Source organism: Solwaraspora sp. WMMA2080, assembly GCF_027497395.1.
Taxonomy (GTDB): Bacteria; Actinomycetota; Actinomycetes; order Mycobacteriales; family Micromonosporaceae; genus Micromonospora_E.
Genome location: NZ_CP114910.1, coordinates 1,601,746 through 1,615,956, shown reverse-complemented (window position 1 = coordinate 1,615,956; position 14,211 = coordinate 1,601,746). Strand labels below are relative to the sequence as shown.

The 14,211-nt window shown below is 71.2% G+C and carries 11 protein-coding genes; 8 read left to right on the top strand and 3 right to left on the bottom strand.

Going from position 1 to position 14,211, the window contains the following annotated elements:
- Positions 1 to 270 precede the first annotated feature (270 nt).
- The 3 genes from def to O7543_RS07210 all read left to right on the top strand — a co-directional run bounded on the left by def (position 271) and on the right by O7543_RS07210 (position 3,318).
- Complete coding sequence (gene def, locus O7543_RS07220; protein ID WP_278168682.1) at positions 271 to 861, top strand: peptide deformylase; 591 nt, start codon at positions 271 to 273, stop codon at positions 859 to 861.
- A gap of 5 nt (positions 862 to 866) precedes the next feature.
- On the top strand, positions 867 to 1,793 hold the full coding sequence (gene fmt / locus O7543_RS07215; protein ID WP_281554553.1) for a methionyl-tRNA formyltransferase: 927 nt from the start codon (positions 867 to 869) through the stop codon (positions 1,791 to 1,793).
- Positions 1,794 to 1,884: 91 nt separating this feature from the next.
- The gene (locus O7543_RS07210) at positions 1,885 to 3,318 is read left to right on the top strand and encodes a transcription antitermination factor NusB (RefSeq protein WP_281554554.1); all 1,434 of its coding nucleotides are present in this window, start codon (positions 1,885 to 1,887) and stop codon (positions 3,316 to 3,318) included.
- Here O7543_RS07210 and O7543_RS07205 read toward each other — a convergent pair.
- From O7543_RS07205 to O7543_RS07195, 3 genes are all read right to left on the bottom strand, one after another.
- Positions 3,309 to 4,106: a septum formation family protein gene (locus O7543_RS07205; RefSeq protein ID WP_281554555.1), complete on the bottom strand. Its 798-nt coding sequence runs from the start codon at positions 4,104 to 4,106 to the stop codon at positions 3,309 to 3,311. The two genes, O7543_RS07210 and O7543_RS07205, sit on opposite strands and share 10 nt — an antisense overlap.
- A 270-nt stretch (positions 4,107 to 4,376) precedes the next feature.
- Positions 4,377 to 5,336, bottom strand: a complete 960-nt coding sequence (locus tag O7543_RS07200; protein WP_281554556.1) for a hypothetical protein — start codon at positions 5,334 to 5,336, stop codon at positions 4,377 to 4,379.
- Positions 5,337 to 5,597: 261 nt separating this feature from the next.
- Positions 5,598 to 6,620 (bottom strand): LacI family DNA-binding transcriptional regulator, encoded by a 1,023-nt coding sequence (locus O7543_RS07195; RefSeq protein WP_281554557.1) that lies wholly within the window; start codon positions 6,618 to 6,620, stop codon positions 5,598 to 5,600.
- 146 nt (positions 6,621 to 6,766) lie between these two features.
- Here O7543_RS07195 and O7543_RS07190 point away from each other — a divergent pair, with 146 nt between their 5' ends.
- From O7543_RS07190 to O7543_RS07170, 5 genes are all read left to right on the top strand, one after another.
- Positions 6,767 to 8,794, top strand: a complete 2,028-nt coding sequence (locus O7543_RS07190) for a beta-galactosidase (RefSeq protein WP_281554558.1) — start codon at positions 6,767 to 6,769, stop codon at positions 8,792 to 8,794.
- Positions 8,791 to 9,705 (top strand): sugar ABC transporter permease, encoded by a 915-nt coding sequence (locus tag O7543_RS07185; protein ID WP_281554559.1) that lies wholly within the window; start codon positions 8,791 to 8,793, stop codon positions 9,703 to 9,705. The genes O7543_RS07190 and O7543_RS07185 overlap by 4 nt, the downstream gene beginning before the upstream one ends.
- A gap of 89 nt (positions 9,706 to 9,794) precedes the next feature.
- Complete coding sequence (locus O7543_RS07180; protein ID WP_281555560.1) at positions 9,795 to 10,592, top strand: carbohydrate ABC transporter permease; 798 nt, start codon at positions 9,795 to 9,797, stop codon at positions 10,590 to 10,592.
- A 53-nt stretch (positions 10,593 to 10,645) separates the two neighbouring features.
- Complete coding sequence (locus O7543_RS07175) at positions 10,646 to 11,980, top strand: extracellular solute-binding protein (RefSeq protein WP_281554560.1); 1,335 nt, start codon at positions 10,646 to 10,648, stop codon at positions 11,978 to 11,980.
- 4 nt (positions 11,981 to 11,984) lie between these two features.
- The gene (locus O7543_RS07170) at positions 11,985 to 14,078 is read left to right on the top strand and encodes an alpha-galactosidase (protein ID WP_281554561.1); all 2,094 of its coding nucleotides are present in this window, start codon (positions 11,985 to 11,987) and stop codon (positions 14,076 to 14,078) included.
- Positions 14,079 to 14,211 lie beyond the last annotated feature (133 nt).

Here is a 14,211-nt window from a genome sequence, read left to right as displayed (position 1 = left end):
CCCACGGCGAGGAAGTGGACCTCGCCGTGGGTCGCGGCCTGTTTGAAGTCGGTGGTGAAGCGTAGCCACGGCCCTGACTTCGACCCAACCAACATCATCGATGTGAACGTTGACAGCGACGAAGTAGTACGGCCGGATCACCACGTCGTCAATACCGTCTTCCCGACTTCACGGTCACGGCCGCCCGAGTGACCACCGCGTCCGTCACCACGTCCGGCGTACGCCCGTAGACTGGAGGCACCGTTTGCCCACGACAAGGAGCCTGACCGCGTGACCGTCCAGCCCATCCGACTCTTCGGCGATCCGGTGCTGCGCACTGCGGCCGAGCCCGTGGTCGACTTCGACGCCGAGCTGCGCGGGCTCGTCGCCGATCTGACCGACAGCATGACCGATCAGAACGGCGCCGGCCTCGCCGCGCCGCAGCTCGGTGTCGGGCTGCGGGTATTCACGTTCCACGTCGACGACCTGCTGGGCCACCTGGTCAACCCGGTGCTGGACTTCCCCGACGAGGAGGAACAGGACGGCCCCGAAGGCTGCCTGTCCATCCCGGGGCTCTACTTCGACACCAAACGTCGACAGAACGTCGTCGCGAAGGGCTTCAACGAGTACGGAGATCCGATGCAGATCGTCGGCAGCGGTCTGCTGGCCCGCTGCGTCCAGCACGAGACGGACCACCTCGACGGGGTGCTGTTCCTGGACCGGCTCGACGCCGCCACCCGCAAGGAGGCGATGAAGGCCATCCGCGAAGCCGACTGGTACGACGCCGCCGCACCGCCGACGGTGAAGGTCAGTCCGCACCGCTCACCCGGTGGCCTGTTCCGGCCCGGTGCGGCGACCAGCCCGTTCGGTCTGGGCGGGTGACGGCGATGCGACTCGTCTTCGCCGGTACCCCGGCGGTCGCCATTCCCGCGCTGGACGCGATCGCCGCCAGCGGCCACGAACTCGTCGCGGTGGTCACCCGGCCGGACGCCCCCGCCGGGCGGGGGCGCCGGCTGGTCCGCTCCGCAGCCGGTGCCTGGGCTGACGAGCGGGGGATCGAGGTGCTGACCCCACAGCGCCCGCGGGAGCCGGAGTTCCTCAGCCGGCTGACCGAGCTGGCCCCGGACTGCGTACCGGTCGTCGCCTACGGTGCCCTGGTCCCGCCGACCGCGCTGGCCATCCCCACCCACGGCTGGATCAACCTGCACTTCTCCCTGCTGCCGGCCTGGCGCGGGGCGGCTCCGGTGCAGCACGCGGTGCTGCACGGCGACGAGGTGACCGGCGCGAGCGTGTTCCAGCTGGAGGAAGGGCTGGACACCGGCCCGGTGTTCGGCACGGTGACCGATCAGGTCGGCCAGACGGACACCGCCGGTGACCTGCTGCAGCGGCTGGCGTCCAGCGGCGCGCAGCTGCTGGTCGCGGTGCTCGACGGGATCGCCGCCGGCACCGCCCGTGCGGTGCCGCAGCCCGGTGACGGGGTGTCCCTGGCCCCGAAGCTGACCGTAGACGACGTCCGGGTGCGGTGGACCGATCCGGCGTTCGCGGTGGACCGGCGGGTGCGGGCCGGCACTCCGGCGCCGGGCGCTTGGACCACGTTCCGCGACGAACGGGTCAAACTCGGGCCGGTCCGGCCGGTGCCGGACGGCCCGGAGCTGAAGCCTGGGGAAGCGCTGGCCGAACGTAACCGCCTGCTGGTCGGTACGGCCACCGTGCCGGTCGCGCTCGGCGAGGTCCGGGCCGCCGGTAAGAAGGCCATGTCGGCGGCGGACTGGGCGCGCGGCGCCCGCATCACCACCGGCGAGTTCTTCGGGTGAGCGCGAGGAGTGAGCGAGCGCAGCGAGTGAGCCCCGCAGTCGTGAACGGAGGGCGGTCATGGTGAGCGCGAGGAGTGAGCGAGCGCAGCGAGTGAGCCCCGCAGTCGCGAACGGCAGGGGCGACCGCGACCAGCGTGGCCGTCGGCGGCGGGCGGATCCGGCGCGGGACGCGGCGTACGAGGCGGTCGCGGCGGTGTACCGCGACGACGCCTACGCCAATCTGGTGTTGCCGACGATCCTGCGGGACCGGGAGTTGCGGGGCCGCGACGCCGCCTTCGCTACCGAGTTGACCTACGGCACGCTGCGGATGGTCGGCACCCTCGATCTGATCATTGCCCGGGCGGCCGGCCGGGAGGTGGACCGGATCGATCCACCGGCCCGTGACGCGCTGCGGCTGGGCTCGTATCAGCTGCTGCGTACCCGGGTTCCGGCGCACGCCGCAGTGTCGGCCACGGTGGATCTGGTGCATGACGTGGCGCCGGGGGCGGTCGGGTTCGCCAACGCCGTACTCCGGGAGATCGCCACCCGGGACCTGGACGACTGGCTCGCGGAGCTGGCACCGGACGAGCAGGCCGACCCGGTAGGTCACCTGGCGGTGACCTACCACCATCCGCCGTGGATCGTCCGGGCGTTCGCGGAGGCGCTCGGTGAGGAGCCAGGCGACGGCCTGGCGGAGACGACCCGGCTGCTGATCGAGGACAACGAGCCGCCACCGGTGCACCTGTGCGCCCGACCGGGCCGGGTCGACGCGGTCGAGCTGGCGGACGCCACCGGCGGGGCACCGGGCGCGTTCTCGCCGTACACCGTCTATCTGCCGGGCGGCGCGCCGGGCGAGGTGTCGGCGGTCCGCCAGGGCCGGGCGCACGTGCAGGACGAAGGCTCGCAGCTGGTGGCGGCGGCGTTGGCCGCAGCCGAGGTGTCCGGTTCGGACCGGCGGTGGCTGGACCTGTGCGCCGGTCCGGGTGGCAAGGCGGCGCTGCTCGGCGCGTTGGCGGCCGGTCGCGGCGCCGAGGTGACCGCGGTGGAGGTCGCCGAGCACCGGGCCCGGCTGGTGGAGCAGGCGGTACGCGGGCTGCCGGTCACGGTGCACGTCGCCGACGGTCGTCAGGTGGGTGCCGGGACGGAGCTGCCCGAGGCGGCGTTCGACCGGGTGCTGGTGGACGCGCCGTGCACCGGGCTCGGCTCGCTGCGCCGCCGTCCCGAGTCGCGCTGGCGGCGCCAGCCGTCGGACCTGCCACCGTTGACCCGGTTGCAGCGGGAGTTGCTCGCCGCCGGGCTGCGGGCGGTCCGGCCGGGCGGCGTGGTGGCCTACGTGACGTGCTCGCCACACCGGGTGGAGACGCATGTGTCGGTGACCGAGGCGGCCCGTAGGTCCGGCGTACCGGTGGATTTCGTTGACGCCCGGCCGTTGCTGCCGGCGGGTATGCCGGGGCTCGGCGCCGGGCCGTCGGTGCAGCTGTGGCCGCACCGACACGGCACCGACGCGATGTTCGTGGCGTTGCTGCGCCGGGTCGGTCAGCCCTGACGGACCGGCAGGGCGGCGGTGCCGCCGTCGCGTACCGAGCGGGTCAGCGGTGGTTGGTCGCGCCAGAGCAGGCAGCGTACGGCGAGGTTGCCGTCGTCCCACTCGTCCTTGAACGGGTAGTCGTAGATGGTGCCGAAGCGGTGTCGCAGGTCGTCGTCGACGGGTAGGCCGACGTAGTCGGCGACGACCCGGCGGCACCGTTCGTGTACCTGGTCGGCGTTCGCGGCGAAGTCGTCGTAGGGCAGGTCGGCTTCCAGGTACAGCCCGGCGAATTCGCTCTGGTGTGGTTCGGTGCAGGCCACCGGTGCGAGAACTCCGACGTCGCCGGCGGCGTTGGCGCTCGGGTTGAAGCAGCCCCAGCGCAGCGGGCTCGGCTGGTCGAGGGCGCCGGTGAGGCTGCCGGTGCGGGGGACAAAGGTGCGGTCCTGCATGCTGACCACCTCGCCGACGTCGCACCGGTACCAGCGGGCGCCGCCGTCCCAGGCCGTCGTGGACGGGACGACGACTTCGAGCCGGAGCCGGCCGGCCTGCCAGTCGTCGCCGAGGAACTTGCGGACCCGCTGGTCGCAGTCGGCGCGGGCGGCCCGCCGGCTGGACGAGCCGGGGGCGGGGGAGTGGTCCGGTACGCCGTACACCCCGGTGAAGATCCCGACGAAGACCGTCTCTACCTCGTGGGACTGTCCGCAGTCGACGGGTCGGTACTCGGCGCCCTGGCCGACGGTACCGGCGGCGACCGGATGGCACTCGCCGGCCCGTGGGACGAACACTTTCGGTGTGCCGATCCCCACCCAGTCGTTGGTCAGGTCGCCATCTCCGATGTTGGACCGGACAGCGGGCGCGCATCCCGCCGCTGTCGTCAGAACCGCGACCGTCAGAACCAGCCGTACCCACCACCGCATGTCGTACGCCCTCCCCGTGGTTGGAAGATCGTAGACAGCCAAGTGTACTTCACGTAGTCAAATGACTCTCCACAGTAACCGTGACCTGCCGATTCGACGGACAGCGGCCCGATGCTCCGCAAGGGAGCATCGGGCCGCAGCCGGACAACTGGTGGCGGATCAGGCGGGTTGGATGAACGTGATGCTCTGCGGACCGTTCATGCGAATTGGTTCGCCAGTGGCACTGCTGAAGTCGGTGCCACCGTGCCAGCGGTGCTCACTACTGCAGACACAGCGGATCTTCACCTGCTGTCGCGGCAGTACCATGAGCGACGCGCCGGTCGCCTCGTCGGCCAGCTCGACGATCCCCACCGGGTCTTTCGTGCTGACGTTGAGCAGAACCAGCTGGCCCGGACCCTGCGGCGGGTCGGCGATCTCGATGCTCACCGAGGTCCCGGCCTCCAACTGGTACGCGTACGGCGGGGCGTTGACGTCCGCCGCCACCAGGTCGGCGCGCAGCCGGTTGCCGACGTGCCCGCTCCACTGGTACGGGTAGCCGTCCGCTTTGAACAGCAGCGGCCACTCGTACGGCCCCAGCCAGTCGACGACGAACGAGCCCTTGTCGTCGACCGGTGCGTAGCGCGGATCCCGCGAACCGTCGGCGACCGGCGCGACGAGCCCGACCGTACCGTTCGTCAGGGTCTCGTCGTCGGCACCCTGCACGGTGCCGACGATCACTGAGCGCGCGTCCAGTCGGATCGTCGGCCCGGACCGCACCTCGTCGGCGGAGAAGGTGAACCACCGCGCATTCTTCTGGGTGCCGGTGCCGCCGTCCTGGCTGACCCACTGGGCACCGTACCGGCTACCCGAGTCGGGCAACGCGAACAGATTGTAGGAACCCGGCCCGGGAACCGAGACATTCACCCGGCCCCGGGAGTCGCTCCGGGTCGGGCAGACGTCGGTAAAGCTGAACGTGAATACCGGAACGGCGAATACGCAGATGTCGGCCACCGGCTCGCCGGTGATCGCGTCCACTACGTCGGTGCGGATACCCGGCCCGTCGAAAGCCGTCGTCGCGTACGCCTGCGGTGCGATCGTGGCACCGCCCAGGAGGGCCGCAGCGACCACCGAACCGAGCACGATCCTCCGTTTCCGGTTGCCGACCGAGCGTGGTTCGACGGCGCGGTGGGCCCCGCCTTTGCCGCCTGTGGAAAATCGAATGATTCTCAACGAGGTTGCCCCTTTCGCATTTGCACTGCACTGCTAGGTGCCAGATGAGTTTGTAGCACGGATCATCGTCAATTCCCGGTTGCGGATGCCGGTGCGGCGAGCGTTTCGCTGTCGATCGGCGCCCGCGATGCTTGGAAACGCGCAACCGGGTTCGGTTCCGGGTGATCCCGCTCAGGCGGACTCGCGCCATACGACGGGGGTCGGCAGCAGCGCCCCGCCGGCTGCGATGTGGTCGCCGTTGATCTGGCGCAGCACCAGGTCGGCGGCGCGGGCCCCGATCTCCTTCGCTGGCTGGTGCACGGTGGACAGCGGTGGGTTGGTGCGGAGCGCCCAGGCGCTGTCGTCGAATCCGACCACGCCGACATCGGCCGGTACGGTCCGGCCGGCCTCGCGCAGGGTCTGGATCGCTCCGGCGGCGACCACGTCCGAGGCTGCGAAGACGCCGTCGAGGTCGGGTGTCCGCTCCAGCAGGGTCTGCATGCCGCTGACGCCGCACGAGTAGTCGTAGAGGGGGACTTCGGCGACCAGCCGGGGGTCGAACCGGTCGCCGAGTGCCTGGCGGAAGCCGGTGAGCCGGTCGGCACCGGAGTCGCGGTTCAGCGCGGCGGCGATCATGCCGATCCGCCGCCGGCCGGTGGCGACCAGCCGGGTGGTGATCTCCCGTGCCGAGCCGACGTTGTCGACCCCGACGTACGGGATCTCCTGCGCCAGGTCGGGCGGGTGCCCGACGAAGGCGGCCGGCAACTTCAGGTCGGTGACGACCCGGGTGATCGGGTCGTGTACGCGGGCCGAGACGATCACCGCGCCGTCGACGAAGCCGCCACTGAGGTAGCGGGCGATCCGTTCAGTGTCCCGGTCGGAGTCGACCACCAGGTTGACCATCTGGTACTCGCCGGCGGAGAGCACCGCGTTGGCGCCCAGCATGATCGCCCCGATGTTCGGGTCCTCCAGAAACAGCGAGTGCGGTTCGAGCACGATGAAGCCGACCGCCTGGGAACGTTGGGTGACCAGGTTGCGGGCGGCGGTGTTCGGTACGTAGCCGACCTCGGCGATGGCGGCGAGGATCGCGGCGCGGGCAACGGGGGAGACGTAGCCACCGTTGAGGACCCGGCTGACGGTGCCCCGGGACACGCCGGCGGCGGCGGCGACGTCGTGCACGGTGGCCCGCTTCGTCATCGGTCTCGGCCGGTTCACGCCGATCACTGTAGCGGCCGGCCCTTGACCTGCGGCGGAACGCGGCTCTAACGTCTGCACGTTCACACATTCGTTTGCCGACTGTACACACGACGAAATGTGTGCACGTGCACACACATGCCCGTATCTGCAGCGAGGACATCTCGATGACACTGCCCCGTGACCGGTCGGCCGCATCACTGCTGCCGTCGATCCGCGGCATCGCGCTGGGCTGTGACTACAACCCGGAGCAGTGGCCGTCGGCGGTGTGGCGCGAGGACGTCGCGCTGATGCGACAGGCCGGCGTCGACCTGGTGGCGATCAACATCTTCGGTTGGTCGAGCATCGAGCCCCGGCCGGGCGAGTACGACTTCGCCGCCCTCGACGAGGTGATCGGCCTGCTGCACGACGCCGGCATCCGGCTCAACCTCGGCACCGGCACCGCCTCCCCGCCGCCCTGGCTGACCACCCGCCACCCCGAGGTGCTGCCGCGGGCCGCCGACGGCACCACCCGCTTCCCCGGCGGGCGACAGGCGTGGTGCCCCAGCTCGCCGGTGTACCGCGGGCACGCCCTGGCGCTGGCCGAGCAGGTCGCCCGACGCTACGGCGGGCACCCCGCCCTGGCGCTGTGGCACGTGTCCAACGAACTCGGCTGCCACAACGCGTTGTGCTACGACGAGCCCAGCGCGGTCGCGTTCCGGCACTGGCTGCGGCAGCGCTACGGCAGCCTCGACGCACTTAACGACGCCTGGGGCACGGCCTTTTGGAGTCAGCGCTACGGCGACTGGGACGAGGTGGATCCACCCCGGGCGAACCTGTCGGTGGCCAACCCGGCACAGCTACTGGACTTCCACCGGTTCAGCTCCGCGCAGTTGCTGGAGCACTACCGCGCCGAGGCGGCGGTACTGCGCCGGTACAGCGCCGCGCCGATCACCACGAATCTCATGGTAACCGCCCATATCAGGAATCTAGACTACTGGTCCTGGGCTCCTGACCTGGACATCGTAGCCAACGACCACTATCTGGACCACCGGCTCGGCGACCCGGTCGCGGAACTATCCTTCGCCGCCGACCTCACCCGTGGGCTGGCCGGGGGAGCGCCGTGGATGCTGATGGAGCAGGCGACCGGCGCGGTCAACTGGCAGCCCTGGAACCTCGCCAAGGAGCCGGGCCAGATGATCCGCAACTCGCTCACCCACGTCGCCCGGGGCGCCGACTCGATCTGCTTCTTCCAGTGGCGTGCCTCCGCCGCGGGCGCCGAGAAGTACCACTCGGCGATGCTGCCGCACGCCGGCACCGACACCACCACCTGGCGGGAGGTGCTGCGACTGTCGGAGGTGCTCGACCGGGTCGGCGAGGTCGCCGGCACCCGGGTGCACTCCGACGTGGCCCTGCTGTTCAGCTGGGAGTCCTGGTGGTCCGCCGACGGTACGGCCCGCCCGTCGACCGAGATTCGCTACCTCGACCAGGTGCACGCCGCGTACACCGGGCTGCGGGAGCTCGGCGTTACCTGCGACGTCGCCGCGCCGGACGCCGACCTCGCCGGGTACCGGCTGGTCGTCGTGCCGTGTCTGCACCTGGTGACCGACGAGCAGGCCACCGCGCTCGCCCGGTACGTCGACGCCGGCGGCCACCTGCTGGTGACCTTCTACAGCGGCATCGTCGACGAACACGACCGGATCCGCCTCGGCGGCTACCCCGGTGCCTTCCGGGATCTGCTCGGTGTGGTCGGCGAGGAGTTCGTCCCGCTGCTGCCCGGGGTCGACGTCACTTTGGACAACGGCGCCCGCGCCCGGTGGTGGACCGAGCGGCTGCGGACCACCACCGCCACGACCGTCGCCTGCTACGCCGACGGCCCGCTGCCCGGCACCCCGGCGGTCACCCGCAACGACTACGGCGCCGGCATCGCCTGGTACCTGGCGACCGCGCTGGCCCCCGACGGGCTGCGTGACGTGCTGCGTGCCGCCGTCGACGGGGCCGGGGTGGTCCCGCATGGTCCGGAGAACGACGGCTCGGTCGAGGTGGTCCGGCGCGTCGGCGGCAACCGCAGCTACCTGTTCGTCGTCAACCACGGCCGTCGGGAGATCCGCCACGCCGCCAGTGGCTACGAACTCGTCACCGGCACCCCGGTCGACGGGCGGTTGCGAGTCGGCCCCGGCGAGGTCCGGGTGGTCAGAGAGGAGTCGGCCCGGTGAGCAGATCCCGTCCGGTGCGGGCGACGGCGACCGGCCGTCGCCGGGCACCCGTGCCGCACAAGAGCGCCATCGCGATCTTCGTGGTGCCGTTCGGGACGCTCTTCGCGCTCTTCTACGCCGTCCCCATCGGCTACGCCATGGTCCAGTCGCTGTACGTCGTGGAACGCACCGGCACCTTCGGCCCGGCCCGGGAGGTCTTCGGCGGGCTCGCCCAGTACCAGCGGGTGTTCGCCGACGGCTCGTTCTGGTCGTCGATCGGCCGGGTGCTGCTGTTCGGCGTGGTCCAGGTGCCGGTGATGCTCGGCGTCGCTCTGCTGCTGGCCCTGCTGCTCGACTCCGGTCTGGTCCGCGGTCGACGCTTCTTCCGGCTCGCCTTCTTCGTGCCGTATGCGGTACCCGGCGTCGTCGCGGCGATCATGTGGGGCTTCCTGTACTCGCCCAACCTGTCGCCGTTCGCCGCGGTGACCGGTCGGGTGGACCTGCTCGGCGCGGACCTGGTGCTGTGGTCCATCGCCAACGTCGTCACCTGGGTCTACGTCGGCTACAACATGTTGATCATCTACTCGTCGCTGCTGGCGATCCCGCCGGAGATCTACGAGGCGGCCCGGCTCGACGGCGCCGGTCCGGCCCGGATCGCCTGGTCGATCAAGATCCCGATGGTGCTGCCGGCGATCGTGCTGACCACCGTCTTCTCCATCATCGGCACCCTGCAGCTGCTGGCCGAACCGCAGGTGTTCCGAACCTTCAGCTCAGCGGTGTCCAGCACCTACACCCCGAACCTGACCGTCTACTCCACCTCCTCCATCCCCAACTTCAACCTGGCCGCGGCCTTCTCGGTGGTGCTCGCCTTGGCGACCTTCGCGCTGTCGTTCACGTTCCTGAAATTCACCCAGCGCCGGGACGCGCGATGAGCGCCCTGGCCAGGACCACCGCCGGCCGCACCCCCGGCGGTACGCCGTCGCGGGAGTCGCTGCTGTCGCGGTCCGCCGCGACCCTGGTGATGCTGGTCTGCACCGCGTACTTCCTGGTGCCGATCTGGTGGCTGGTGGTCGCCTCGGCGAAACCCGAGGGGCGGTTCACCCAGGGTGCGCCCCTGTGGTTCGACGACTTCTCGCTGGTCGACAACGTCGCCGAGGTGCTGACCTACCGCGACGGGGTGTTTCCCCGCTGGATCCTCAACAGCCTCGCCTACACCGGCGGCGCCGCCCTGATCGGTACCCTGCTCGCCGCGATGTGCGGGTACGCCCTGGCCAAGTACCGGTTCCCTGGCCGGGAGACGCTGTTCAACGTGGTGCTCGGCGGGGTGCTGGTGCCGGCGACCGCGCTCGCCCTGCCACTGTTTCTGATCTTCAGCCGGTTCGAGGCGACCAACACCTTCTGGTCGGTGTTCCTGCCCAGCCTGGTCAACCCGTTCGGGGTCTACCTGGCCCGGATCTACGCCGCCGCGAGCGTGCCCGACGAGTTGCTGGAAGCGGCCCGCCTCGACGGCGCCGGCGAGGTACGGACCTTTTTCACCGTCGCCACCCGGCTGATGCTGCCCGCCCTGGTCACCATCTTCCTGTTCCACTTCGTCGCGGTCTGGAACAACTTCCTGCTGCCGCTGATCATGCTCGGCGACGAGCGGCTGTTCCCGGTCACCCTCGGCCTCTACACCTGGAACACCCAGGTCAACCAGCTGCCCGAACTGCGGGGCCTGGTGCTCGTCGGCGCGCTGCTGTCGATCGTGCCGCTGGTCGCGGCGTTCTTGCTGCTCCAACGCTTCTGGCGGACCGGCCTCGGGGCCGGCTCGGTCAAGTGAACCCCGCCTTCCGCCGTACCCGTCCACCCACCGATAACGAGAGAAGGATTTCGATGAGACTCCCCGCCTCGACGGTCGGCGTACTGCTCGCCGGCACGCTAGCGCTGACCGCCTGCTCCTCCGGCGATTCCGGTGACTCCGGTTCCGGTTCCGGCGCCGCCACCGACTGCAGCCCGGCCGAGGGCCCGGTCACCCTCGACTTCACCTCCTGGATCCCCGGCATCGAGCAGGTGGTCGAGGTCTGGAACGAGCAGAACCCCGACATCCAGGTGAACGTGCAGACCGGGCCGAACGGCAACGGCGGCACCTACCAGAACTTCTTCAACCAGCTGCGCGCCGGCAACGCACCGGACCTGGGCCAGATCGAGTACGACGCGTTGCCCAGCTTCCGGGTGCAGGACGGCCTGGTCGACCTCGGCGCCTGCGATATCGTGCTCGACGCCCAGGACCAGTTCGTCGACTGGACCTGGGGGCAGGTCAGCTTCGGCGAGGTGGGCTCGGCGTACGCCGTACCGCAGGACGCCGGACCGATGGCCCTGTTCTACCGGGCGGACCTATTCGAGGCCAACGGCATCGAGGTGCCGACCACCTGGGCCGAGTACGCGGCCGCCGCCGAGACGGTCCGCGCCGCCGGCGGCTACATCACCAACTTCTCGTCCAGCGACATCAACCAGTTCGCCGGGCTGGCCTGGCAGGCCGGCGGCCGGTGGTTCGCCAACGACGGCGACCAGTGGACGGTGGACCTGACCGACCCGCAGACCACCCAGGTCGCCGAGTACTGGCAGGACCTGATCGACCGCGACCTCGTCTCGACTGTGCCGCCGTGGACCACCGAGTGGGACAACGCCTACAACAGCGGCTCCGCCTGGACCTGGGTGTCGGCCGTGTGGGGCGCCAACTCGATCAGCTCCGGCGCGCCGGACACCGCCGGCAAGTGGGCGGTCGCGCCGATGCCGCAGTGGAACGCCGGCGACCAGGTCGCCGGCAACTGGGGTGGTTCCTCCACCGCCGTGTTCCGGGGCAGCGAGCACGTCTACGAGGCCGCTCAGTTCGCCCTCTGGCTGAACACCTCCGAGGAGGCGTTGACCCTGCTCAACGCCGAAGCGAACCTCTACCCGGCGACCACTGCCGGCACCCAGCTGCCGGCGCTGCGCGAGGGCGTGGAGTTCTACGGTGGCCAGCCGATCTACGAGGTCTTCGCCGAGGCGTCGGAGCAGGTCGCGGAGGGCTTCGTCTGGGGTCCGACGATGACCCAGACCTACGCCGACGCCTCCGACGGCTTCAAGGCGGCGGTTTCCGGTCAGGGCAGCCTGCTGGACGCGCTGACCGCCGCGCAAACCTCTACCGTGGATACCCTGAAGTCGCAGTCCATCCCGGTAGCGGAGTGACCATTTGATCGCGTACCTGCGGGCCGCGGGCGCCAGCCTCGTGCTGGACGCCCGTGGCCCGTACCCACCGGTCGTCCTGCACTGGGGCGGCGACCTCGGCGACCTCACCGAGGCCGAGTTGACCGACCTGGCCGACGCGGCGGTCCCACCGGTGCCGCCCAGTGCGGTCGACCAGCCGCTGCGACTCACCCTGCTGCCCACCCCGGGCCAGGGCTGGACCGGCCGGCCCGGCATCGCCGGACACTGGGCCGGCCGGCCCGTTGACGACCTGCGGTTGCACACCGTCGGCCGGACCGGTCCCCGTGACCTGGTAATCGAGTGCGGCTGCGCCGCCGGCGGGCTGCGGGTCAGCACCGACGTCTCGCTCAGCGAGCAGGGCGTCCTACGGCTCCGCCACCAGGTGCGCAACATCGCCGAGGTCGACCTGCACCTGGCCGCGGCGGACGTCGTACTGCCGGTGCCGGAGCGGGCCGAGGAGGTGCTCGACTTCACCGGGCTCTGGGCCAACGAGCGGCGTCCGCAGCGCAGCCGACTGCGCGACGGTACGTGGACGCGGTCCACCCGCCACGGCCGGCCCGGCCACGACGACCCGTACCTTATGGTCGCCGGCACCGCCGGGTTCGGGTTCCGGCACGGCCAGGTGTGGGCGGTGCACCTGGCGTGGAGCGGCGACAAGCAGCTGTACGCCGAACGCCAGGCCACCGGGCAGAGCCTGCTCGGCGCCGGTGAACTGCTCGCCCCCGGCGAGCTGATCCTGCCGCCCGACGGCACGTACACCACCCCGTGGACGGTCGCCGCGTTCTCCGCCGACGGCCTCGACGGTCTCTCCGCGCGGCTGCACGGCTGGATCCGGGCCCGCCGCCCGCTGCCCGGGCCCCGGCCGGTGGTGCTCAACACCTGGGAGGCGGTCTACTTCGACCACGATCTCGACCGGCTGACCCGGCTGGTCGACGCCGCCGCGCAGGTCGGCGTCGAACGTTTCGTCCTCGACGACGGCTGGTTCACCGGCCGGGTCGACGACCGGCGGGCGCTCGGCGACTGGTCCGTCGACCCGCGGCGCTGGCCGGCCGGTCTGGGGCCACTGATCGACCGGGTCCGCGCCCGGCGGATGGACTTCGGGCTGTGGGTGGAACCGGAGATGGTCAGCCCCGACTCCGACCTGGCCCGTGCCCACCCCGACTGGCTGCTCGGGCCGACGCACGCGCCGACCTGGCGGCACCAGCGGGTGCTCGACCTGGACAACCCGGACGCCTACCGGTATCTGCGGGAGCGGCTCGGCGCGCTGCTCGAGGCGTACCCGATCGCCTACCTGAAGTGGGACCACAACCGGGACCTGCTCGCCGCGACCGGCGCGCACCGGCAGACCACGGCGCTGTACCGGCTCCTGGCCGACCTGCGGGTGGCCCACCCCGACCTGGAGATCGAAAGCTGCGCCTCCGGCGGAGGCCGCATCGACCTGGGCATCGGTGAACTGGTCGACCGGTTCTGGACCTCCGACACCAACGACCCGCTCGACCGGCAGCGGATCCTGCGTTGGACCAGTGTGCTGATGCCGCTGGAGTACCTCGGCGGGCATTTGGGCGCCGGCACCGCGCACGTCACCGGCCGGGCCACCGACCTGAGTTTCCGACTGGCCACCGCGCTGTTCGGGCACGCCGGCATCGAATGGGACCTGACCACCGCGACCGACGCCGAACGCGCCGACGTCGCCGAGTGGGTCGCCGCGTACCGGCGGCTGCGGCCGTTGCTGCACACCGGGACGCTGGTCCGCACCGACAGCCCGGATCCGGCCCGGCAGCTGTATGGGGTCGTCGCCGCCGACCGGCGTACCGGCGTGTACGCCCTGGTGGCGCTCGACGCGGCGCGGTCCGCGCTACCGGTGCCGCTGCGGCTGCCCGGTCTCGACCCGCAGCGCCGCTACCGGGTGAGCCCACTGCGGATCGGCCCGGTGCCGGCGACGCTGCAGGTGCGGCCGCCGGCCTGGCTTCAGCGGGGCGAGGCGACCCTGCCCGGCCGGGTGCTGGCCGAGGTCGGACTGCCCGCACCGCTGCTGCACCCGCAACAGGCGGCGCTGTTCACCGCCGAGGCGGTCGGCTGAGCGCACGCCTGAAGATCGTTCCTCAGCCGGGTCGCCGGCGCGTCACCGGCCGCCCACCGTGCCCCGTGCCGCGTTGACGGCCGGGTGACGCGGTGTCGGCGAAGGTCAGGTCCACCGCACGCCGTTCAGGGGG